Below are 20,378 nucleotides of genomic sequence, written 5' to 3' on the forward strand. Positions count from 1 at the left end.
GTACCGGTGGCCTGAAGCATCACGCCAGCGACACCCAAACCTGCCAGCCAACCCCCAAAAGCAGTGGCCTGAGGCACTTTGTGCACCACCTGGGCATTTCTCGGCGACGAATCTGCTCACGTCGTGCACAAAGTCGCCTTGATCGGGGGTTGGGGAGGATTCTCCAGCGACCGGGGAGGAAAATACTCCCGATCAGGGCCAAAATCCGCCCCAACCCCGACCCGACCAGCCTTGTCAGCAGCACCCCGCAACACGAGCCGGCTTACCGGGGTGCCCCATCGGCTCAGACCCCTCCGCGGGATTCCGATAGCTGCGAACCACAATCCCTCACGGCACAGCACCCGCCAACCACAGCACCCTTGCTAGCTCAAGGACAGCCCCGCCTCCAGGGCGGCGATGAGTTGCGGGCGCAACTCCTCCGGGGTGATCACGGCGTCTACCGAGCCGACGGCTACGGCGCGGTGGATGCTGTGGACTCGGTCGAATTCGGCAGCCACCTCGCCGAGCTTCTCGGCGCGGACCGTCGAGCGGACATCGGCCAGCTCGTTGGTCAGCGCGGCGCGCTCGGCACCCTCCGACTCGGCAAGGCGAGCCGACACCTCGGTCACCCGCGGGTCGGCCGACGTGCGGTTGTTCACCTCACCGGAGAAGACGACAGCAGCCGCCGGCGCCCCACCGATCACCGAGGCGAACGACCCCTCGACGGCCAGCACCGTCATCCGCGGATTCAGCGTCTTCGAGAAGACCACGAACGCCCCACCGTGATACCGCGACACCACGCAGAACACGATCGGGCCCTGGAAGTTCACGATCGCGCGACCGATCTCGGCGCCGTACTCCAGCTGCAGGTTCCGCATCGACTCCGGCGACCCGTCGAACCCGGACAGGTTCGCCAGCACCACCAGCGGACGGTTGCCACTGGCAACATTGATCGCCCGCGCCGCCTTCTTCGACGACCGCGGGAACAGCGTGCCGCCGTTGTACGTGTCCGGCCCATCGGTGGGCGGGAACCCCCGCCGCGGCACCGGCTTCGACTCGATCCCGAGCAGACACACCGACACGCCACCAAGCCGGGTGTCGACGACGACGGCGGTCTCCGCGTCGGCCATACCCGCCCAGCGCTCCAGCATCGGGTGGTCCTGGTCCGACACCGCCCGCATCAACGTGCGGATGTCGAACGCCTTCTTCCGATCCGGGTTCGTCGCGTCGGAGAAGATCTCCCCCACCGTGCTGAACCCGCCATCGGCCGGATCATGCGGGAACACCGTCACATCACGGTCGTGCGGGTCAGAGCTGGCAGCGCGACGCGGCCCGCTCTCCCCCGGTACGACGTACGTGTGGTCGTAATGCGCCATCAGGATGTCCCGCGCACCGGCCAGATCGGGCGCCCAGTACTGCGCCTGCCCGTTCGGCCCCATCACCCGGTCGTACCCGCCGATGCCGAAGTTGTCCTCGGCCGAGACGCCACCGGCGAAGTCCAGCGTCTGCTTGCCGGTCAGCACCATCGCGCTGTCCGGCGTCATCACCAGGATGCCCTTGGTGTGCATCAGCATCGTGGCTTCGGCGTTCCAGTACGGCTGCGCGCCGACGTTGATGCCCGCGACAACCACATTGATCTCGCCGCCGGCCTGGGTGAACTCGACGATCCGCTTCAGCGCCTTCGCGACCCAGTCCATGTTCTCGGTGCCGGAGTCCATCGAGATCCGCGCACCCGCCGACACCGCGAACCACTCGACCGGTACGCCGAGCTTCTCGGCCAGGTCGAGCGCCCCGATGATCCGCGCGCACTCCGCCTCGGCGACGGCCCCGAGCGCCTTGGTCGGGTCGCCACTCAAGACGACCCGCGTGACGCCTTCGGAGTGCCGGCGGGTCGGCGTACTGACCACACCGACGATCAGGCCGGCCTTGTTGAGCCCGCGCGGCCGCTGAACCGGTACCAGCGCACCCGAGTCGTCCAGGTCGTGCTCGACGAAGGTTCCGCCCGCGCCGACGACCATGCCGGCGACCTCGTACGGGTAGACCGTGTTGCGCCGACGTGCCCGCTGGACCTTCTGCGCGTAACCGTCCAACGGCTTCAACGGCTCGGTCGCGGGCCGCTCGACAGCCGTCACGACACCAGCGCCCGGCTGGTAGTAGAACCGGCCGACAACCGGGAAAGGCTGCCCGTTCGACCCGATCACGCGACCGGTGACGACGACCTCTTCGATCCCCGCGCCCGACGTCAGCGGCGCGATGTTGCGCTGCAGCGCGGTGAGCTCGGCGACCTGACCGTCGATGACCGGCCAGACCGTCACCCAGACGTGGTTCATCTCCAGGCGGGCGCCGGCCGCGCCGCGGGCGGTACGGGCCCGGCGGATGCCTTCGAGGCAGTTCGCGATCGCTCGCTCGACGTGCGGGAGCGAGGTGACCTTGCCGTTCTCGTCGCGTACGACGGCGAACTGGCGCACCTGAGCCAGCGCGACCAGTCGCTCGTCGGCTTCGTTGTCACGGGCAACACAGTGGTAGAGCAGGACGTCCTCGGGCGCTTCCAGCCGGGTGATCCGGAAGTCGCGCAGCCGCCACAGGTTGAGCCGGCGGCCGACCATCGGGTGCACGCCGCGGACGTTGTCGTCCTCGACGATTCCTTCCGAGGACGGGCGGTAGGTGAAGTACCAGACCTCGCGCCCGCCACCCGGTGCAACCGCGATGGCGACCCGGCGGACCTGCTGGGTGAACGGCAGGCCGGCGACGATCTCGCACAGCCGGTCGGAAGCCTCCTGCTGGTTCTCCGGGGTGTCGGGCCAGGACAGGTACAGGTCGGCGACCGCCTCGTGCCCGGCCGGGCGTACGGCGATCTCGGCGGTCAGGTCGTGGACCAGGCCGCTCTCGACATCGGCCAGCTCGGCGACCGTACCGACCGTGCTGACCAGGTGCGTCGGCCGCTCGTCCAGCGTGTAGTCGGCCGTCGTGAAGGCGCGGCCGTTGACGCTCGCGTTGCGCAGATCGTGCAGCTCGTGCTCGAGGTAGTGCCGGCGGACCAGCACCTCCAGCATCGGTTCGTTGCCATTGGCACCGTTCGTCAGCCGCTTGGCGAGGAACATGACGATCTGCTCGGGGATCGTCGCCAACGCCTCGATCCGCTCGGCGTAGTCGGACGCCGCCGGGTCGAGAGCCAGCGCCGCCAGCTCGTCACCGACGACCGACAAGACCTCGGCGCGAGCCTGGTCGACCAGCGGCTGATCGAACCAGCGGAACCGCACGCTGCGCGCGAGGTCACCGATCACCGGGAAGCGCAGCTGGGTCGCGAGCACCAGGTGGTCGAGGACCGCGTTCGCCTCGGTGTCCAGCGGCGACGCGGGCAGCGGGCCGGCCAGCCACTGCTGCAAGAGCGCGGTCACCAGCAGTACGTCGGGAGACGTGCGCTGCTGCGCCAGGAAGATCCGGAAGACCGCGTCGGTCAGTTCCTCAGTGCGGTCCAGGTCCTTGACGCCGTACCAGCACAGCACCCGGGCAAGCCGGTCGACGAACTCGGCCGGCAGCCCGGCCCGCTCGGTGTCCAGCGTCTGCAGGTAGGTGTGGAAGTGCTCCTTCGGGCTGTGCACCCGGAGCTCGGTGTTCAGGTCCTCGCCGACCGGCCGGTTGCGGCTCAATTCGGCGAAGTCCGCGAACAGCCGCAGTACGCCGATCTCGTCCGCCACCGGTGCCTCGGCCAGCTCGGCGCGAGCCTCCAGGTACTCCGCGAGCGTCCGGCCCTCGTCGCGCGGGTCGATGTCGAATCCGAGCAGCATGCTGCGCAGATCGTCCAACCGCCGCGTCGCCCGCTCGGCCGCCGTCGGCCGCGTCTGCGGTTCGGGCAACTCGAGATCGGCGCCGGCCGCGTCCTCGACCTTTGCGTCGGCGTCCCCGACGAGTTCGAGGCGGACCAGCGGCGTACCGGTCTCGACCTGGCTGCCCGCCGAGACCGGCAGCTCGCGCACGATCGCCTTGAACGGCGCGTAGAGCACCGTCTCCATCTTCATGCTCTCCAGCACCAGCACCGGAGCGCCCGCCTCGACCTCCGCGCCGGCCGCGACCGGAGTCGCCACCACGAGCGCCGGAGCGGGAGCGCGCATGACGCCACCCTCATCGCGGCTGACCCGGTGCGTGACCCCGTCGACCTCGACCAGGTGCACAGGCCCATGCGTCGCGGTGACCAGCCGGAACCGGCGACCGGCGACGACGATGCGCGCGTCGTACGCGTCCAGCCGCTCGATCTCGACGTCGAGGTACTGCAGGTCACCGTTGGAGCCGACGCCCGCGCGATACCGATGCGGGCCGATCCGGGCCACAGACACCTGGTACGCCGCTCCGCGCAGCTTCAGCGCGATGGCCCGACCGACCTCGTGCTGCACCTGAGGCCGACCGCCGCGCGCGGTCTCCAGCAACCGCTGCCGCTCGACCCGCTCGGCTTCCTCGTACGCCTCGATCGCGGCCGCGATGAGCGCGACCCCGGAGTGCCGGCTCGAGACCAGTCGTCCCTCACCACGAACCCGGTCGATCCAGCCCGTGTCGGCGCTGCCGTCGATCACCTCGGGCTGGTCGAGCAGATCGAGAACGAAGCTCTTGTTGGTCGCGCCACCCTCCAGCACGACCGTGGTGTCGCCGACCGCACGCCGCAACCGCCCGAGCGCCTCGTCCCGCGTCCGCCCGAAAGCGATGATCTTGGCGATCATCGAGTCGAAGTCGGCCGGGATCTCGTCGCCCTCGCTGACGCCGGTGTCGACCCGGATGCCCGGGCCGGACGGCAGCCGCAGCCGGGCGATCCGCCCGGGCGACGGCGCGAAGTCGCGATCCGGGTCCTCGGCGTTCAGCCGGGCCTCGACGGCGTGCCCGTGCTCAGCCGGCTGCGGGCCCTCCAGCTTGTTGCCCGACGCAACGTGGATCTGCGCCTTCACCAGGTCGACCTCGGTGGTCAGCTCGGTGATCGGGTGCTCGACCTGGAGCCGGGTGTTGACCTCCAGGAAGGCGAAAAGCTTGTCGGCGGGCTGGTACAGGAACTCGACCGTGCCCGCGCCCTTGTAGCCGACGGCAAGCGCCAGCCGCTCGGCCGACTGCTTGAGCTCGAGGTTCTGCTCCGGCGTCATCACCGGCGACGCCGACTCCTCGATCACCTTCTGGTTGCGCCGCTGCACCGAGCAGTCCCGCACACCGAGAGCCCAGGCAGTCCCCTGCCCATCGGCGATGACCTGTACTTCGACATGCCGCGCCCCCGTCACGAGGCTCTCCAGGAACACGACCCCGCTGCCGAACGCCCGCAGCGCCTCGTCGCTGGTGCGCTGGTACGCCTCGCGCATCTCCTCGTCGTCGCGGATCATCCGGATGCCCCGGCCGCCACCGCCGGCGGTTGCCTTCAGCATCACCGGGTAGCCGACCTCGTTCGCCGACGCGATCGCCGCGTCGAGCGACTCGACCGCGCCCCGGCTCCACGGCGCGACCGGTACGCCGACCTCCTCGGCGATCAGCTTGGAGCCGATCTTGTCGCCGAGCTTGCGCATCGCCTCGGCGCTCGGCCCGATGAAGGTCACCCCGATCCGCTCGCACAGGTCCGCGAACGCCGGGTCCTCGGCGACGAAGCCCCAGCCGACCCAGGCGGCGTCAGCGCCCGACTCGACCAGCGCGCGCTCGAGCTTGGCGTGGTCCAGGTACGGCCGGTCGGCCGCCGGACCGAGCGGGTAGGTGAGATCGGCCTCGCGCACGAAGGTCGCCGTACGCTCGGCGTCGGTGTACAACGCCACCGTCTCGATCAGGCTTCCGGTCTCGGCGTTGAGCTCGCGGACCGCGTTGATCAGCCGCATGGCGGCTTCTCCCCGGTTGACGATGGCGATACGGCTGAACACCGGGCAGTACTCCTGTCGTCGGGAAACCTGTCAGTGCACACATTCCCAGGCTTCAACCCCTACCGTCGAGTCGGGGTGCGAACTCATGGAAACAGCCCGGGCCAGCAGGCCCGGGCTGTTCCTGTGACACTGAATCAGCTGATGTCGTAGCGATCCAGGTTCGTCACCTTGACGAAAGCGGCCACGAAGTCCTTCACGAACTTCTCCTGCGCGTCCTCGCTGGCGTACACCTCGGCCAGCGCGCGCAGCTCGGAGTTCGAGCCGAACAGCAGGTCGACGCGGCTACCGGTCCACTTGACCTCGCCGTCGGCGGTACGGGCCTCGTACGTCCCGTCATCGCCCGCGGCCGGCTTCCACGTGACCCCCATGTCGAGCAGGTTCGCGAAGAAGTCGTTGGTCAGCTGACCCGGCCGGTCGGTGAGCACACCGAGCGACGTCTGGCCGAAGTTGGTGCCCAGGACGCGCAGGCCGCCGACCAGGACGGTCATCTCCGGCGCGCTCAGGGTCAGCAGGTTGGCCCGGTCGATCAGCAGGTACTCGGCCGGCAGCCGGTTGCCCTTGCCGAGGTAGTTGCGGAAACCGTCCGCGGTCGGCTCCATCGCGGCGAAGGAGTCGACCTCGGTCTGCTCCTGCGACGCGTCCGTACGGCCCGGGGTGAAGGGCACCTCGACGTCGTACCCGGCGGACTTGGCGGCCGTCTCGACCGCCGCGACACCACCGAGCACGATCAGGTCGGCCAGCGAGACCTTCTTGCCGGTCGCGTTGAAGGTCTCCTGGATGCCTTCCAGCACGCGCAGAACCTGCGCCAGCTGGTCCGGCTCGTTGACCTCCCAGCCGACCTGCGGCTGGAGCCGGATCCGGGCGCCGTTCGCGCCACCGCGCTTGTCACTGCCGCGGAACGAAGCCGCCGCCGACCAGGTGGTGCTCACCAGCTGGCCGACCGAGAGCTCCGAGCCGAGGATCTGCGCCTTGAGGGCGGAGATGTCGTCCGCGTTGACCAGCTCGTGGTCGACGGCCGGGACGCGGTCCTGCCAGATCAGCTCTTCCTGCGGCACGAGCGGGCCGAGGTAGCGCTGGATCGGGCCCATGTCGCGGTGGGTCAGCTTGAACCAGGCGCGGGCGAAGGCGTCCGCGAACTTGTCCGGGTTGGCCAGGAAGTCGCGCGCGATCGGCTCGTAGATCGGGTCGAAGCGCAGCGCCAGGTCGGCGGTCAGCATCGTGGGCGCCCGGTTCAGCGTGCCGTCCTCCGGGTCCGGGATGGTGTTCGCCCCGGCGCCGTCCTTCGCCTTCCACTGGTTCGCCCCGGCCGGGCTCAGGTCGGGCTCCCACTCGTACTTGAACAGGTTCTCCAGGAAGCCCATGCTCCACTGGGCCGGGGTCGAGGTCCAGGTGACCTCGAGACCGCTGGTGATCGCGTCGCGGCCCTTGCCGGTGCCGAAGCTCTGCTTCCAGCCCAGGCCCTGCTCCTCCAGCGGCGCGCCCTCGGGCTCGGACCCGACGTACTTCTCCGGGTCGGCCGCACCGTGGGTCTTGCCGAAGGTGTGCCCACCGGCGATCAGCGCGACGGTCTCCTCGTCGTTCATCGCCATCCGGCCGAACGTCTCGCGGATGTCGCGGGCCGAGCCCAGCGGGTCCGGGTTCCCGTTCGGGCCTTCGGGGTTCACGTAGATGAGGCCCATCTGCACCGCGGCGAGCGGCTTCTCGAGCTCGCGGTCACCGGTGTAGCGCTCGTCGCCGAGCCAGGTGGCCTCGGGGCCCCAGTAGACGTCCTCGTCCGGCTCCCACACGTCGGCGCGGCCGCCGGCGAAACCGAAGGTCTTGAAGCCCATCGTCTCCAGCGCGCGGTTGCCGGTGAAGATCATCAGGTCGGCCCAGGAGACCTTGGCGCCCCACTTCTTCTTCACCGGCCAGAGCAGCCGGCGGGCCTTGTCCAGGTTGCCGTTGTCCGGCCAGCTGTTCAGCGGCGCGAACCGCTGCATGCCGGCGCCCGCGCCACCACGGCCGTCGCTGACCCGGTACGTACCGGCGCTGTGCCAGGCCATCCGGATCATGAACGGGCCGTAGTGCCCGAAGTCGGCCGGCCACCAGTCCTGCGAGTCGGTCAGCACCGCGTCGACGTCCGCCGCGAGCTCGTCCAGGTCCACGGTCGCGAAAGCGGCGGCGTAGTCGAACTCCTCGCCCATCGGATTCGCGACGGCCGGGTGCTTGCGCAGGATCTTCAGGTTCAGCTGGTTCGGCCACCACTCACTGTTGGTGCCGCCCTCGGTCGGGTGCTTCAGCTGCCCGTGATCTACGGGGCACTGGGCTCCGCTCTCGTCGTTCATCTCGCCGACTTCGGCGTTCGGGTGTTCAGACACGGCAAACCTTCCGGGATCAAGGGGTTCTGGACGTGGTGGAACTGGTGGAGCAGTTGGGGCACAGACCCCAATAGACGACCTCGGCCTCGTCGATCACGTACCCGTGATCGTCCGACGCCGTCAGACAAGGGGCCGAGCCGTGCGCGCAGTCGACGTCTTCGATCGCTCCGCAGGACCGGCAGACGACATGGTGGTGGTTGTCCCCGACGCGCCCCTCGTACCGGGCCACCGACCCGGTCGGCTGAATCCGCCGCAGCAACCCTGCGGTGGTCAGCGCCCGGAGCACGTCGTAGACAGCCTGATGAGAAACATCCAGCTCGCTGCGCACCGACTGGATGATCGTGTCCGTGTCAGCGTGTGGGTTCTCCCGGACGGCGGCCAGCACAGCCACCCGGGGCTTGGTCACGCGCAGCGCGGCCCCACGCAGTCGGTGCTCGAACTCCGTCGTCGCCACCCTCCGGAGTCTTCCGCGTTTTCTGGAATGAGTCAAGATTAGCTGCGGAAGCAGCGTGTCAGCGCTTGCGGTTGCCTCGCTGGGTCCGCTGAGGAGTCCTGGGGGCGGACTTCTTCGCCTTCGCCTTGGCCTTGGCTTTGTCGGTGGCTTTGACCTTCGGCGCCGCCACCGGCTGGCGGGAGCTGTTGACAGTGCGGCCGCGGATGATGCCGATGAGTTGTTCCATCAGGTCGGACGGCTCACCCTCGGGCCAGCTCAGCACGACCTGGGACTCCGGCGCGTCGGTGATCGGCCGGTACGTGAGGTCCTTGCGGTGATGGAGCCTGGCCAGCGATTGCGGTACGACCAGCAGACCGACTCCCGCGGCGACCAGCTCGATCGCCAGTGCAGTCGTTTGCGGCCGCTCGGCGAAAGGGTGACCGGGCAACTGTTCCCAGTCGAGGGTGTCGTCGAGCGGACGGAGTACGACGTCATCGGCCAGATCCGCCGCCGTGACCTCCTCCGCCGCCGTCACCAGATGATCCTTCGGCACGACGACGACCGTCGTCTCCGTGTAGAGCGGGATCGCATGCAACCCGTCCCGATCGATGGGCAACCGCAACAACGCGGCCTCGGCACCTCCGGACCGTACGAGGTCTGCCGCCTCGGCCGCCGGTACGCCGACGAGCTCGAGCGCGACCCTGGGCAGCCGCTCGTTCCAGATCCGCACCCACTTGGTCGGGGTCACGCCGGGGACGTACGCGAGCCTGAACGTCGGTGCTGTCACCGGCCCAGGCTATCTCTCGATACCCTGACCCCATGACGTCGCCGAAGACCAGCCAGACCATGAAACCCGCAACGGCGGCCAAGAAGCTCGGTGTGTACCTCGAAGCCACCCCCGCGGAGTTCCAGGAAGGCCTGATCACCCGCGACGAGCTGCACACCCTGCAGACCGACCCGCCGCAGTGGCTGCAGGACCTCCGCAACAACGGCCCGCACCCCCGCCCGGTCGTCGCCGCCCGCCTCGCCGTCTCCATCTCCGGCCTGGCCCGGGCCGGCTACACCGAGCCCCTCACCACCGCCGAGATCGAGGACCTCCGCGCCGAGAACCCCGAGTGGCTCCAGCGCGAACGCGAGATCCAGGCGGACGTACAGGCCGAAGCCGAGCGGGTCAAGGAAGCCAAGGCCGCGAAGGCGAAAGCGCGCCACTGACCTACCCATCGGTTGAGTCCTCAACTACCATGGGTAGATGGCGATCTTCCGGCTGAACCACGCTGTCCTGTACGTCCGTGACGTCACCGCGAGTGTCGCCTTCTACCGCGATGTCCTCGGCTTCGGCTACACCGAGGGCGGCGACGCCTACCAGGGCGCCGCCTTCCTCCGGGCCCCCGACTCGACCAACGACCACGACCTGGGCCTCTTCCAGCTCGGCTCCGAGGCAGGCCCGTCGGGCGCCGGCAAGTCGACAGTCGGCCTCTACCACCTCGCCTGGGAGGTCGACACTCTCGGCGACCTGGAGGACCTCGAAAAGGCCCTTACCGCCGCGGGCGCCCTCGTCGGCCAGTCCGACCACGGCACCACCAAGTCCCTCTACGGCAAGGACCCCGACGGCCTCGAGTTCGAGATCGTCTGGATCATCCCCGCGGACCTCCTCACCGACGCCGACCGCAACAAGGCCGGCGTCTCCCGCCTGGACCTGACCGCCGAGGTAGCCAAGTACGGCCGGGAAGCCCGCAGCGGCCTAGGAATCTCCCGCCCCCACTAACCGATCCGCCTCGGCCAGCAACTGCTCGCCGAAAGGCTGAAACCCGATACTGCAGGCGTAGACGCCGCTGAAGACCCGGTGAATGGTCCCCCACTCCCAGATCGCGGTGGCGTCCACGCCCGTACGAGCAGCCAACCGCTCGGTCCGCTGGTGAAGATCATCCCCAAGGCCCGGGTTGGACCGCACAATCGTCCCCAGATCACACGCCGGCTCAGCCCGCCACCCGGTCGGATCGATGAGCTTGTAGCTGCCATCACTGGCCTGCAGCGCGTTCATCTCATGAACATCCCCGTGAACCAGCACCGCGGTCCGATCATCATGAGCCACCCGCCGCCGCTCCATGCACTCCAGCGCATCCGCCACGGCCGCCATCGAACACGGCCGCCCCGCCTCGTCCCACAACCCCGGCAACCGCGCGGCATACCGCTCCGCCAACTCCGCCCCACTCGGCAACCCAACACCCGCCCCAACCGGCCGCCACCCCCGAACCGCCACCTCACACAGCAATTCAATCCGCCGCACAGGGTCCGCAACCACGTCAAACATCGGAGCCCCCAGCCGCTCCAGCAAAAGCGCCTGCCGCCCCAGATCCTCCCTCAACAACCTGGCGCACCCCTCCCCGCCCGCCAGCCGCAAAGCCAAGGCCTCCACCCCAACATCCCGACCAGGCACACCAATCTTGAGAACAGCCGGAGTTCCGTCAACCAGCCTCACCGCAACAACCAACGCAGCATGCCCACCACCGAAGCTGGTCCCAATCACCAGCCCCCACTCCCGAGCCAACGCCTCAACCACCCCCGCCACCTCATCCAGCCAGGCCACGTCACCGTCAGCCAGCACCGTCCTTCGGATCTGATCTGGAATCTCAAGCCTCACCCGACGAACCTACGTTCCATCCGCAGTTCGTGACCAAGCGATTTGCGGCACCCGATCGACAAGAATTGCAACAGGTCTACCGACTACGGACAGCCGCGTGCTGACCGTCGGCCTGACTCAGTCTTCCTCGTCGGCCGCTTCGTCACCTCTGCGCAGACGGCGCGCTCGGTCGGTGATCCGGCCGGAGAGCTTGCCTGTCGCGGACATGGACCGGCCCAAAGTCTCATTGCCGAGCCGCCTGGCGGCGTCGAGGCCGTCTGCTCCCGCGTCGAGCGCCTTGTCTCGCACCTCGGTGGCCGCATCCGTCCACCGTCTCGCCTCCAACGACTGTCTGCCGTTCTCGATCCCGAGCCTCCCCTGGAAGTCAACGACGGCATTCGTCACCTGGTTGCTCGAGCGCACCACATCCCGAGAGGTGCCCGGATGCAGCAGCACCTTCGCGTTGGCGGTGCCGGCGGCCGCGTCCATACGGGCCATCAAGCGCTCGGTGCTCTGCGAGATGAGCGCCAACCGGTTGTTACGGGCGACCTTCAGCGCCAAGCGATGCCGGTCCAGCTCATCCGGTGACGCATCCAGCACCCGGTCGAGTTCGAGGACGGCGATCGCGTCCTGCAGCTTGAAGCAGCGGGCCAGAACGGCAAGCCATTCCTGAACCTTGGGTTCGGCGTCCTTGACCGTCTTGGCGAGCTCACCGAGCTTCGGCTCGCGCTCCATCTTTCCCGCGAGCGCATCGAGTTGGCGCAACACGTACGCCTGGGTGCGGGCGATCGTCATCGTCGTGGCCTGCATCTTCGACCAGGTGACCTCGGAAACCCGGCCCACGTGCTCCCGAATCGTCATCGCCTCTTCGATCACGAAGTCCACGCCGATCATGTCCGCCAGGACAGCGTCCTTCTGCGCGCGAAGTACATCGTCGACCTTCTCGTCGATCGTGGCGAGATAGTCGGTGATCTCGTCCATGGCCTGCTGCATCGCGAGCTGCGCCATGATCCCGGCAGCACCGGCCAGCATGGCCGGATTCGTCAGAAGCGCGCCCGGACCCCTCACGAACTCGACGAAGCCTTTGATCTGACCGTGGTTCCCCTTCAGCACGCCGGTGCTGAGACCCGTCTTCGAACTGCCTCTGAGCCCGTGCTTGCCGACAAGACGCGCGGAGTCCTTCGTCAGCTTGACCCAGCGACCCGAGTTGGCGGCGATCTCAGAACCTGCCTGCGCGGCTGCGGCTCCGGTACTGAGGACTGGTCCGAGTCTGTGTAGCCCGAGGTCCTTCGACGGCAACCCTTCAGAGACGAGGAAGCGTTCGACAGCCGCCGGATCCCCGATGACGGCCAGCCCGTCACCGTCGCTGATCAGCTGAATCTCGTCGTCCATCGTCGGCTCCTGAAGTTCTGGGTACGGAACGCGGATCTTCTCAGCTAGGAGGTGGCGGAGTCGAGGGCGCGCAGCGGTCCGGAGCCGAGATTGGTACAGACTGCCACTTGACCGCCCGGCTCAACCACTACTCATAACTTCTTTGTTCTTTGTTCTTTGCTTCTTAGGTGGTTGTGGTTGTGGCGGGCCAGGTGATGGTGGCTGCGGTTAGTAGGACTACCAGGGCGGTGATGGTTGCTACTGCGCCGGTGACTGTGAGGGTGGGGGTTGCCAGGGGGATGAGGAGGATGGTTAGGACGGTGAAGGCTACGGCGAAGCGGCGGGTTATGTGGTTGGGGCTTATCAGGGAGTGGACTGTGTGGAGGAGGATCAAGAAGACGGCTACTGGGATGGCTACCGTGTAGGCGACTGTTGTTTCTGAAGCCTCCAGGTGGTGGCCTGCTTGGGCGACGCTTACTTCCAGGCCGGCGCCCAGGGCGGCCAGGGCGCAGAAGATGCCGTAGTGGACGTAGCCCCATTGGTATGACTTGTGGCGGCGGTCGGCCAGGCCTTCGCCTGCTGGGTGGAGGAAGTAGAGCCACCAGACGGCGAAGATCAGGACGAGGCCGCAGAGGGCTACGGCGATCAGGGTCAGGCTTACGTGTTCCGATTCGACCGCATCCTGGACCGCGGTGGTTGCCGCCAGCACGCTTTCGCCGAGGACGATGATGACGAACAGGCCGTACCGTTCGGCGATGTGATGTGGATGCCAGCTGGTCTTGGCGGCGCGCTCGGCCCAGACCGGGACCAGCAGTTCGAGGACGACGAGCAGGAGGAACGTCCACGCGCTGACTCCGTCGACCAGGAACAACCGGGCAATCCAGAACACCTGCAACAGGGCGATCCCGGCCGCATACCGAAATGCCGTACTGCGACACGAAGGATCCTCGACGCCGGCCCGGATCCACTGGCTCACCAACCCGAGCCGCATGATCAGGTAGCCCAGGGTGATCCACTTGTAGTCCGAGTGCGACGCAGCGGCCGGTACGCCGGCAGCGAGCACCAGCGCACCGGCCATCTGCACCATCGTGGTCAGCCGGTAGACCACGTCGTCGGTGTCGTACGACGAGGCGAACCAGGTGAAGTTCATCCACGCCCACCAGATCGCGAAGAACACCTGCAGGAAGGGTACGACCGCGTCGTGGGTGTGCCCTTCCTCGATGCCGTGCGCGAGCTGGGCCACGACCGCCGCGATCGCGACCACGAAGGTGAGGTCGAAGAGCAGTTCGAGCGGGCTCGACACCCGGTGCGGCTCGTCGATCGGCCGGGCCCGCATCCGGACCCGGAACCGCACTGACACGCCCACTGAGAAGTTCCTCCCGCTCGACCAGAAACTCAACACCCCAGGCTAACGAGTCAGCCCCGGGCCGGTGGGATCCCGCCACCTTCCAGCGCCTCGATCGCACCCCGCAGACTCCGCAGACTCGCCTCTTCCCGATCGATGTCGGTCGGGTCGAACTGCCAGCTACCGACCGGCTCGTCCGCAGGTGGCCGTGCCGATTCCTCAGCAGTCAGCTCGACGTCCACCTCGACCTCGAGCTCGTCCAGGAACTCCTCGTCCGGTGTACTCATGACGATGCCGGCACCCGCCGGTCCTTACGCGCCTCGAGCTCCTCGTCATCGACGACGACGAACATCGGCTGCCCCGGTACGCCGATCATGGTGACCACGAACTTGCTCGGAATGTCCGACCGGTTGTTGCCGTCCCGGTAGTGAATGACATCCCCGCCCGGCTCCCAGAACGCCTCGCCGGCCTTGATCACCCGCGGCGCCTCACCCTCGAGCTCGAACCACATCTCCCCCTCCAGCATGTAGCCGAAGGCAGGCCCGGAGTGCCGATGCGGCGGCGCACCCGGATCACCCGGCGGGTACTCGAGGATCGCCGTCATCACCTCGGCCTGCTCAGAAATGTGCGGCGGGTTGGTCGACTGCAGCATGGTGAGCGCCGACTGCCAGGCGCCCGAGCCCGGCACACCCTTGTCCTGCAAAACACCTTCGTCCGTCTGCATCTCGGTCATGAAGAAGTCACTTCCCTTCTGCGGCCTGGGAGGCGAGCCAGTCGCCGAAGTGGATGTCACCGAGCAGGGCGTCACCCTCCGGTACCAGCGAACGCTCGTCGACAGCGATCCCGAAGTACGTCGCGTTCGGGTCCTGTACCACCGTCCGCGGATCCTTCCGGGTGGTCAGCGCGATCCGGATGAACTCGTCCATCTCGTACTGCTCCGGCCCACCGACCTCGGTGATCCCGTTGGTCGCCGGCGTGACGGCCGCCCGCGCCACCGTCTTCGCGACGTCCTCGGCCGCGATCGGCTGGATCAGCGCACCCGGCATCCGCACCGTGTCGCCCTCGGTCCCGGTGTCGGCGATCGCCGCAGCGAACTCGAAGAACTGGGTCGCGTGCACGATCGAGTACGGGATGCCGGACTGCTGGATGAGGTTCTCCTGCAGCAGCTTCGCCCGGAAGTACCCGCTGGTCGACTGCGGGTTGTTGTCGGCCTTCGCCAGCCGCTCGGTACCGACGACCGAGAGCGCGACGTGGTGTCCCACCCCGGCCTCCTTCTCGGCGGCCAGCAGGTTGCCGTTGGAGGTCTTGAAGAACTCGGTCGCCGCGGCCTCCTCGAAGGTCGGCGAGTTGGAGACGTCGATCACCACGTCCGCGCCCTTGAGCACCTGCTCGAGGCCCTCTCCGGTGAGCGTGTTGACCCCCGACGCGGGCGAGGCGGCGACGGCCTCGTGACCGTGCTCTCCCAGCTTCGCGACGACTTTCGAGCCGATCAGTCCAGTGCCGCCGACCACGACGATCTTCATCGGGCATTCCTCCTTCTCAGCCGTCGGCACCCGTTGCCGACCGGTTCAGCAGCTAAGACAGGACAGCTCCCCAGCCTGTGACAGTGGCGTCCGGGCGGTGAGAGGGAGCACAGTGGGGCGGACGGGCAGGAGGTGGTGTCGTGGCGACTGCGGAGCTGCGAAGCACGGCGGGGGTGGCGGTGGTCAGCGCGACCATCCTGGCCTCGACCATCGGATTCCTGGACGCGTCGGTGGTGAGCGTCGCGATTCCCGCGATCGGTGCCGATCTGCACGCCGGCGTCGGGGCGCTCCAGTGGGTGGTAACCGGCTACCTGGTTACAGTCGCCGCGCTGTTGCTCGTCGCAGGCGGCCTGTCAGACCGGTACGGCCGTCGCCGCCTGCTCGTCGCCGGGCTCATCCTCACCCTGGCCGCCTCGGTACTGTGCGCGCTCGCCAACTCGGTCGGCCTGCTGATCGCGGCGAGGATCCTGCAAGGAGTGGGCGGCGCGCTGACCGTGCCGAGCAGCCTGGCCCTGCTCAACGCGACCCTGCGTCCGGAGGACCGCGCGCGGGGCATCGGTCTGTGGGCCGGCCTGGCGACCCTCGGGATGGCAATCGGCCCGTACGCCGGTGGCTGGCTGGTCGACCACGCGTCCTGGCAGTGGCTCTTCCTGCTCAACCTGCCCCTGGGCATCGCTGCCTTGCTGGTACTACGCCATGTCAAGGAGAGCCTCGACGAGAACGCGAGTGGCCGCCTCGACCTGGTGGGCGCGGTCCTGACCGTGGTCGGCTTCGGCGGCATCATCTACGCGCTGACCGAAGGCTCGGCCCACGGCTGGTCGCGTCCAGCCGTAGTACCGGCCGGCGTGATCGGACTCGTCTGCGTAGCCGCCCTCTTCCCGCTCGAGTCGCGGCGCCGCGCACCGGTCATCCGGCTCCGGCTGTTCAAGTCGCGCCAGTTCGACGCGATCAACCTGAGTACGCTCCTCTTCTATGCGGCTCTCGGCGGCGCGGGCTACATCCTGTACCTGCAACTCGAACTGCAACTGAACTACACCGCCACCGCAGCAGGCGCCGCCCTCATCCCGTCCACCGTCGTCTTCCTGCTGATCTCGCCACTGAGCGGCGCACTCGTCGCCCGTGCCGGTCCCCGCTGGATGATGGCGATCGGGATCGCGCTGGTCGGCCTCGGCTTCGTGTACCTCACCAACCTCGGCCCCGGATCGACCTACCTGGGCGGCCTCCTCCCCGGAATCCTGCTGGAAGGAGTCGGCCTCGGCATAGCCGTGACTCCCCTGACAGCCGCCGTGCTGGCCGCAGTCGACAACGCCGATCTCGGTGAGGCGTCGGCGATCAACAACACCGTCGCACGGATCGGCGGTGTCGCGGCGATCGCGCTGATTCCCACCCTGGCCGGTGGCGCCGGGCTAAGCCTCAAGGAGACGATCTCGTCCGGCTACCGCCCGGCGATGCTCGCTGCCGCCGCACTGTGTTTCGCCGCCGCCGCGGTGGCCGCCGTCTTCGTCTCCAAAGCCGCCGGCGTCGTCGCACCGAGAATCGCGCCCGCGCCACCCCACGGCTGCATCGCGGAATGCCTGCCGAGCCCACTGGAGTCCGGTAGCGCATCGGATCGCTGACCTGGCGAGGCCTTTTCACCGGGATCGAAACCGTCGCGAGCGCTGTCACGCCCGTGTTAGAAACCTGCTGCGGGCACGGGTGACGACGACGGGGTGAGGCCGATGACCGACGTGACGAGGCGGACCGTACTACGAGGTGCCGGAGTAGCAGTCGCAGCCGGTACTACGGCCCTGCCGGCAACAGCAACGCCCCAAGCCGGCACAACCGGCGCCGCCGGGGCCAGCGCCTCAGCGACCGCGACCACTCCAGCCCAGCGCGCGGTACTCGTCGAAGTCGCTCGCGCGGTGACCAAGTTCCCCGTCGACTTCCCGGCCTTCGGCGAGACCGCATCGGCCAGCAAGCGAGTCAGCGACCAGCGCGTGACCAAGGTCCTGGCGCGACTCAACGCAATCCGTCGGGCCCAGGTCAACCAAGGTGCCCAGTTGCTGCACGACGCCAAGCTGCCCAGCGGTATCGCCGGCGAGCGCTTCGCCCGGGCAGTAGGCGCAGTCGTCTCCGGCGCCGACGCCTCCCAACGCCAGGCGCTGGAAGCCGCAGTCGCCACCTCCGTGGCGAGCCTGACCGATCACTTCGCCGCGGACTCGGCGTACCCGGCGAATCTGTGGCTCGACATCGCCCGGCGGATGCACGACGGAGGGAAGCGCTGATGCGGATGGAGCGCGAACACCTGCGCGGGCTCACCGAGGTCAAGCGCCAGGTGCTGCAGGCGCACGGCGGTCAGCGTCAGTTCAACGGCGCCGGCATCGGTTTCGCCGAGGTCAACGGGGTGGAGTCCGACGAGCCGGCCGTGCTCGTCGCCGTCACCAAGAAGCGCCCCGAGGCACACGTCCAGCTCAACAAGCTGCTGCCCAAGCGGGTGGAGATCGATGGCAAGAGCTACCGCGTCGACGTCAGCCAGGCCGGGCCTTTCTACGGCGCCGGCGCCTTGCAGTCCCAGCAACTCCGCACTGCGGTCGACCGGCCGGTCTTCCATCCGCCGACCCCGGTCTACGACACCCAACGGTCCCGGCCGCTCGTCGGTGGAGTCGGGGTGGGCAACGTCAACTCGCACGGCAGTACCGGCACGCTCGGCCTGATCGTCCGGGACAGCCGGGACGGCAAGATCTGCATCCTGTCGAACAACCACGTGCTGGTGCAGTTCAACACCGGCTTCTCGCTGGAACAGGCGGCCACCAACCCGGGCGTCGAGGCCGACAAGATCATCCAGCCGGTCTCCGGCGGTGCCGGCGACGCGGTCGCGCTGCTCAAGCGGTTCATCAAGTACAAGCTCGGCCCGACCGCGAAGAACCAGGTCGACGGCGCGCTGGCCGAGCTGACCGACCAGAGCGAGGAGGCCTACAGCGGCAACACGATCGACCCCTTGATGCCCGGGGCGACCGTCGACCACCCCGCGGTCGGGATGTTCTTCGCCGCCGACCCGTTCAACGCGACCGCCTTCATCACCAAGATGAGCAACACGATCGAGCAACTGGAGTTCGACCTGCTCGATCCGGACGCGGTCTGGTTCGCCACCGTCGACGACATCGGCGCGCCGATCGAGAAGGTCGGCTGGCGGACCGGGTACAGCTCGTCCACGATCAAGAGCGTCAGCTGGACGATCCCGGTCGCGATGGAGGTGAACGCCGCCGGGGACACCAAGTTCTTCTGGTTCAACGACCTGATCATGTCCACCCGGCTCGGCTGGCCGGGCGACTCGGGCTCGGTCGTCTACATGGGCGGCTCCGGTACGACGAAGATGCCGATCGACATCAATGCCGACAAGTGCGAGTTCATGGACGCCGCCGCCGGCGTCTACGACCTGCCGCTGGACAGCCAGGAGGACCACGACCTGGCCAAGCGGATCCGCGAGGACCACCTCGGCTTCACCAGCATCGGCAACTACCTGACCACGCTGTTCTACTACAACGGCGACGTGATCCTGGACCGGCTGGCGAACAAGGAGGCCTCGCCGACCGAGAAGCAGAGCGCCGCCGCGCTGTACGACAAGTACCGCGAGCTGGTCGTCAACAACATCGACGACCCGAGCGGCTCCGGCCTGGTCGTCAGCCAGGAGAACCTCGACGACGCGGCATTCATGACGGTCTCGCTGAAGACCTGGATGCGGACCGAAGAGCAGACCGCGGCCAACTCCCTGTACGACGAACTGCGTGGCACCCTCGGCCTCGACTACACCGGCGTGATGGCGTTCATGGACGACCCGGCGCGCTACAACCGGATCTGGGACATCATGGCGAAGGTCCCGACGATCCAGTCCAGGCCACCGGCCTCCGGTACGCCGTACCGCCCGCGGTGACCCGAGTCGTTGCTGGCAGCCCCTATCGCGACGCGGTGCTGGCTGCCCTCGGCGAGTTGGTCGACAGTCTCGACGAGGTGTTCGCATCGCTGGTACGTCCGTTGCTGGCCAGTCCGGGGAAGCTGCTGCGGTCGGAGCTGGTGTGGCTGACCGCGTCGGCCGGGCAGCCGCGCCGGCAGGCGCTGGTGCGCTTCGGTGCGCTGGTGGAGTTGTTGCATATAGCAACGTTGGTGCATGACGACGTGATCGATCGGGCGGCGACACGGCGTGGGGTGCCGGCGGCTCATCGCCAGGGTGGGCAAGAGCTTGCGGTGCTGGCGGGGACAGCTTGCTTTGCCGCTGTCGGGCTGGAGGCTGCGGACCTCGGGGCGGCGATCGCGACGGCCGTCAGCCGGACGGTTGGGGAGCTGTCGTACGGCGAGTTGCTGGATATCGAGCGGGGGTTCGATCCCGGCGTACCGACTGAGGACTATCTCGAACTGACCCGGCGCAAGACGGGCGCGCTGTTCCAGTTGAGCTGCGTCCTCGGTGCCACGGCGAGCGGGCTGCCGGGGTCGGTCACCGCCGGCCTGGCCGAGTTCGGCGCCCGCTACGGCATCGCCTTTCAAGTCCTCGACGACTGCCTCGATCTGCACGCGGACGGAACCGGAAAGCCTGCCGGAACAGATCATCTCCTCGGTCTCTTCGGCCTCCCCACGTTGTGCGCCCTCCGCGGCCGAGAACCCGCTGCCACCCAGCTGCGCGATCTGCTCCTCTCCCCCGATCTCGCCGTCACCGATCTCCCTCGAATCAGCGACCTGATAGCGGAATCCGGCGGCCTCGAAGCCGCCCACGAGGTCGCCCGTACCGAACTCGCCGCCGCGCTCGCCGTCCTCGACAACCTCCGAGACGAACTTCCCGCGCCGGCCCTCAACGCGTTGACCGAGTTCGCCAACCGCACGGCTGGTGCGCCATGAACTCCGCG

The 20,378-nt window shown here is 68.1% G+C and carries 16 protein-coding genes; 6 read left to right on the forward strand and 10 right to left on the reverse strand.

Annotated features, from left to right (window positions below):
* Positions 1 to 362 precede the first annotated feature (362 nt).
* The 4 genes from ABD116_RS05720 to ABD116_RS05735 all read right to left on the reverse strand — a co-directional run bounded on the left by ABD116_RS05720 (position 363) and on the right by ABD116_RS05735 (position 9,432).
* Complete coding sequence (locus ABD116_RS05720) at positions 363 to 5,855, reverse strand: ATP-binding protein (RefSeq protein ID WP_343965558.1); 5,493 nt, start codon at positions 5,853 to 5,855, stop codon at positions 363 to 365.
* Between the two features lie 134 nt (positions 5,856 to 5,989).
* Complete coding sequence (gene katG / locus ABD116_RS05725) at positions 5,990 to 8,179, reverse strand: catalase/peroxidase HPI (protein WP_343966590.1); 2,190 nt, start codon at positions 8,177 to 8,179, stop codon at positions 5,990 to 5,992.
* Between the two features lie 49 nt (positions 8,180 to 8,228).
* Positions 8,229 to 8,666 carry a Fur family transcriptional regulator gene (locus tag ABD116_RS05730; protein ID WP_343965561.1) on the reverse strand — a complete coding sequence of 146 codons (438 nt, stop codon included), beginning with the start codon at positions 8,664 to 8,666 and terminating at the stop codon, positions 8,229 to 8,231.
* 58 nt (positions 8,667 to 8,724) lie between these two features.
* Positions 8,725 to 9,432 carry a LysR family transcriptional regulator substrate-binding protein gene (locus ABD116_RS05735; RefSeq protein ID WP_343965563.1) on the reverse strand — a complete coding sequence of 236 codons (708 nt, stop codon included), beginning with the start codon at positions 9,430 to 9,432 and terminating at the stop codon, positions 8,725 to 8,727.
* Between the two features lie 32 nt (positions 9,433 to 9,464).
* On the opposite strand from ABD116_RS05735, the gene ABD116_RS05740 reads away from it, so the two are divergent.
* Together ABD116_RS05740 and ABD116_RS05745 are read left to right on the forward strand one after the other, a co-directional pair.
* Positions 9,465 to 9,857, forward strand: coding sequence for a DUF5997 family protein (locus ABD116_RS05740; RefSeq protein ID WP_343965565.1), 393 nt, complete (start codon positions 9,465 to 9,467; stop codon positions 9,855 to 9,857).
* A gap of 37 nt (positions 9,858 to 9,894) precedes the next feature.
* Positions 9,895 to 10,410, forward strand: a complete 516-nt coding sequence (locus tag ABD116_RS05745) for a VOC family protein (RefSeq protein WP_343965567.1) — start codon at positions 9,895 to 9,897, stop codon at positions 10,408 to 10,410.
* On the opposite strand, the gene ABD116_RS05750 is transcribed toward ABD116_RS05745, so the two are convergent.
* The 6 genes from ABD116_RS05750 to ABD116_RS05775 all read right to left on the reverse strand — a co-directional run bounded on the left by ABD116_RS05750 (position 10,387) and on the right by ABD116_RS05775 (position 15,504).
* Positions 10,387 to 11,286, reverse strand: a complete 900-nt coding sequence (locus ABD116_RS05750) for an aminoglycoside phosphotransferase family protein (protein ID WP_343965569.1) — start codon at positions 11,284 to 11,286, stop codon at positions 10,387 to 10,389. The two genes, ABD116_RS05745 and ABD116_RS05750, sit on opposite strands and share 24 nt — an antisense overlap.
* 117 nt (positions 11,287 to 11,403) lie before the next feature.
* Entirely contained in the window at positions 11,404 to 12,657 is a 1,254-nt protein-coding gene (locus ABD116_RS05755; RefSeq protein WP_343965571.1) for a hypothetical protein, read from the reverse strand.
* Between the two features lie 163 nt (positions 12,658 to 12,820).
* Positions 12,821 to 14,002, reverse strand: a complete 1,182-nt coding sequence (locus ABD116_RS05760) for a low temperature requirement protein A (protein WP_343965573.1) — start codon at positions 14,000 to 14,002, stop codon at positions 12,821 to 12,823.
* Between the two features lie 50 nt (positions 14,003 to 14,052).
* Positions 14,053 to 14,268, reverse strand: a complete 216-nt coding sequence (locus tag ABD116_RS05765) for a hypothetical protein (RefSeq protein ID WP_343965575.1) — start codon at positions 14,266 to 14,268, stop codon at positions 14,053 to 14,055.
* Positions 14,265 to 14,714, reverse strand: a complete 450-nt coding sequence (locus tag ABD116_RS05770) for a cupin domain-containing protein (RefSeq protein ID WP_343965577.1) — start codon at positions 14,712 to 14,714, stop codon at positions 14,265 to 14,267. The genes ABD116_RS05765 and ABD116_RS05770 overlap by 4 nt, the downstream gene beginning before the upstream one ends.
* Before the next feature lie 7 nt (positions 14,715 to 14,721).
* On the reverse strand, positions 14,722 to 15,504 hold the full coding sequence (locus ABD116_RS05775; RefSeq protein ID WP_343965579.1) for an SDR family oxidoreductase: 783 nt from the start codon (positions 15,502 to 15,504) through the stop codon (positions 14,722 to 14,724).
* Positions 15,505 to 15,644: 140 nt separating this feature from the next.
* On the opposite strand from ABD116_RS05775, the gene ABD116_RS05780 reads away from it, so the two are divergent.
* The 4 genes from ABD116_RS05780 (at position 15,645) to ABD116_RS05795 (ending at position 20,370) form a co-directional block, all read left to right on the forward strand.
* Positions 15,645 to 17,120 (forward strand): DHA2 family efflux MFS transporter permease subunit, encoded by a 1,476-nt coding sequence (locus ABD116_RS05780; protein WP_343965581.1) that lies wholly within the window; start codon positions 15,645 to 15,647, stop codon positions 17,118 to 17,120.
* 102 nt (positions 17,121 to 17,222) lie between these two features.
* A complete protein-coding gene (locus ABD116_RS05785; RefSeq protein ID WP_343965584.1) occupies positions 17,223 to 17,768 on the forward strand; it encodes a hypothetical protein in 546 nt (181 codons plus the stop codon).
* On the forward strand, positions 17,768 to 19,414 hold the full coding sequence (locus ABD116_RS05790; protein ID WP_343965587.1) for a hypothetical protein: 1,647 nt from the start codon (positions 17,768 to 17,770) through the stop codon (positions 19,412 to 19,414). The genes ABD116_RS05785 and ABD116_RS05790 overlap by 1 nt, the downstream gene beginning before the upstream one ends.
* The gene (locus tag ABD116_RS05795) at positions 19,411 to 20,370 is read left to right on the forward strand and encodes a polyprenyl synthetase family protein (protein ID WP_343965589.1); all 960 of its coding nucleotides are present in this window, start codon (positions 19,411 to 19,413) and stop codon (positions 20,368 to 20,370) included. Before ABD116_RS05790 ends, ABD116_RS05795 begins: the two co-directional genes overlap by 4 nt.
* Positions 20,371 to 20,378: the final 8 nt, after the last annotated feature.

The sequence above is a fragment of the Kribbella koreensis genome (assembly GCF_039525325.1).
Taxonomy (GTDB): domain Bacteria; phylum Actinomycetota; class Actinomycetes; order Propionibacteriales; family Kribbellaceae; genus Kribbella; species Kribbella koreensis.